Here is a 2501-nt window from a genome sequence, read left to right as displayed (position 1 = left end):
TGTTGATTTTCACCCAGAAGTGAGCCGGTTTTTTCGCCGAGAAGTGAGCCACCTCTAATTATGGATTTCGGTTCATGCTGGGGTCAAGGGCGGGTTTGTCTCCTTCTTTTTTCGGGCCGCGGCGGCTGAGCTTGCCTTGAAGCGGAAGCTGTCGTTTCCGGTTTCCAGGATGTGACATCGGTGGGTGAGACGGTCGAGCAAGGCGGTGGTCATCTTGGCGTCGCCGAAGACCGTGGCCCATTCGCTGAAGCTGAGGTTGGTGGTGATGATGACGCTGGTGCGCTCGTAGAGTTTGCTCAGCAGGTGGAAGAGCAGCGCCCCACCCGATGCGCTGAACGGCAGGTATCCCAGCTCGTCCAGGATCACGAGATCGAGCTTGGTCAGGCCTTCCGCGATCTGCCCGGCCTTACCCTTGGCCTTTTCCTGTTCGAGGGCGTTCACCAGTTCGATGGTTGAGAAGAAGCGAACCTTCCTGCGGTGATGCTCAATGGCCTGGATGCCGAGAGCGGTGGCGACATGGGTTTTGCCGGTTCCCGGGCCGCCGATCAGGACCAGATTCTGCGCACTTTCCATGAACTCACAGCGATGCAGGGTCCGGACGGTGGCCTCGTTGATCTCGCTGGCGACGAAGTCGAAGCCCGAGAGATCCTTGTAGGCCGGGAACCGCGCGGACTTCATGTGGTAGGCGATCGACCGGACCTCGCGTTCGGCCAGTTCGGCTTTCAGAAGTTGCGAGAGCATCGGGATGGAGGCTTCAAAAGCCGGTGCCCCTTGTTCGATCAGATCAGTTACGGCTTGGGCCATGCCATACATTTTGAGGCTGCGCAGCATGATGACGATAGCGCCTGCGGCTGGATCATGACGCATGGCGGCCTCCTGCGAGCTGGGCGCGCAGGCCGTCATAGCGTTCGACATTGGCCCTGGGCTCGCGGTGCAGGGCCAGTGCCTGTGGCGTGTCCAGCGGTGGCCCACCGATCACCTTGCCGTCGACCAGCCGGTGCAACAGGTTCAGCACATGGGTCTTGGTCGGCACGCCCTCGGACAGCGACAGCTCCACCGCCGTGAGCACGGCCTGTTCGTCGTGCTGCAGCACGAGGGCAAGGATATCAACCATCTCGCGATCGCCGCCCGGCTTGCGCAGCAGGTGATCTTGCAACTGTCTGAACGCAGGCGGTAGTTCCAGGAAGGGCGCACCGTTGCGAAGGGCTCCTGGCTTCCTTTGCACGACAGCCAGATAATGCCGCCAGTCGTAGATTGTCCTTGATGGCAGCGTGTGGTTGCGTTGGATCACGCGGGCATGTTCGCACAGGATGTTGCCCTCGGCCGCCACCACCAGACGATCGGGATAGATCCGCAGGCTGATGGGTCGGTTCGCAAAGGATGCCGGAACGCTGTAGCGATTGCGCTCGAAGCTGATCAGACAGGTCGGCGAGACGCGCTTGCTCAGCTCGACAAAGCCATCAAAGGCGACGGGCAGCGGCATCAGCGCGGTTTGCTCCTCGGCCCAGACATCGGCAATCGTGCCGGGCTGTTTGCCATGCGGGGTCTGCCGCCACAGATCTAAGCAACGCTCTTCCAGCCAGAGATTCAGGGCAGCGAGATCGGGGAAGTCCGGCATGCCTTGCAGCATCTGGTGACGAGCATCCCGGACGTTCTTCTCGACCTGACCTTTCTCCCATCCCGCCGCTGGATTGCAAAACTCGGGCTCGTAGACATAGTGGTTCGTCATGGCGAGAAAGCGCATGTTGACCTGCCGTTCCTTACCACGGCCGACCCGATCCACCGCCGTCTTCATGTTGTCGTAGATCCCGCGCCCAGGCACGCCGCCAAAGACGCGGAAGCCGTGCCAATGCGCGTCGAACAGCATCTCGTGGGTCTGCAATGGATAGGCCCGCACCAAAAAGGCGCGGCTGTGGGCCAGCTTGATATGCGCCATCTGCAACTTGGTGCGCTCGCCGCCCAGAACCGCAAAGTCCTCGCTCCAGTCGAACTGAAAGGCGTCACCCGGGTCAAAATGCAGTGGCACAAAGGTCCCGCGCCCTGTCGTCTGCTGTTCACGCTGGCGATCTGCTTTCCACTTGCGCGCAAATGCTGCCACCCGGGCATAGGAACCGGTAAAGCCAAGCATCACCAGTTCGGCGTGCAACTGCTTCATGGTCCGCCGCTCTTTGCGCGGCTTGCCTGCCTCGGTCTTGAGCCAACCCGCCAGCTGCTCGGCAAAAGGGTCAATCTTGCTGTGTCGTTCCGGCGTCGCGAACTTGGGCTCAATGGCGTTCGCTGCCAGATGCTTGGTCACGGTATTCCGCGACACCCCCGTCAGCCGTGCAATCTCGCGGATCGACAGCTTCTGCCGCAAATGCATGCGTCGGATGATATTCAATAGTCCCATGTGGATCACTCCGTTGCCCCCGCCGCTCACCGCTTTGGGGGAAGGTTCACATGGCTCAGTTCTCAGTGAAAATTATGCGCCTAACCGGCTCACTTCTGGGTGAAAATCAACA

At 60.6% G+C, this 2501-nt stretch carries 2 protein-coding genes; both read right to left on the bottom strand.

The window, feature by feature from the left end; genetic code table 11:
* Window positions 1-72: 72 nt before the first annotated feature.
* Window positions 73-867 (bottom strand): IS21-like element helper ATPase IstB, encoded by a 795-nt coding sequence (istB, locus tag D2N39_RS22370; RefSeq protein WP_119136917.1) that lies wholly within the window; start codon window positions 865-867, stop codon window positions 73-75.
* On the bottom strand, window positions 857-2389 hold the full coding sequence (gene istA, locus D2N39_RS22365; RefSeq protein WP_119136916.1) for an IS21 family transposase: 1533 nt from the start codon (window positions 2387-2389) through the stop codon (window positions 857-859). The genes istB and istA overlap by 11 nt, the downstream gene beginning before the upstream one ends.
* Between the last annotated feature and the right edge of the window lie 112 nt (window positions 2390-2501).

Source organism: Gemmobacter lutimaris, from assembly GCF_003570715.1.
GTDB lineage: Bacteria > Pseudomonadota > Alphaproteobacteria > Rhodobacterales > Rhodobacteraceae > Gemmobacter > Gemmobacter lutimaris.
This window is presented reverse-complemented; position numbering and strand designations above follow the sequence as displayed.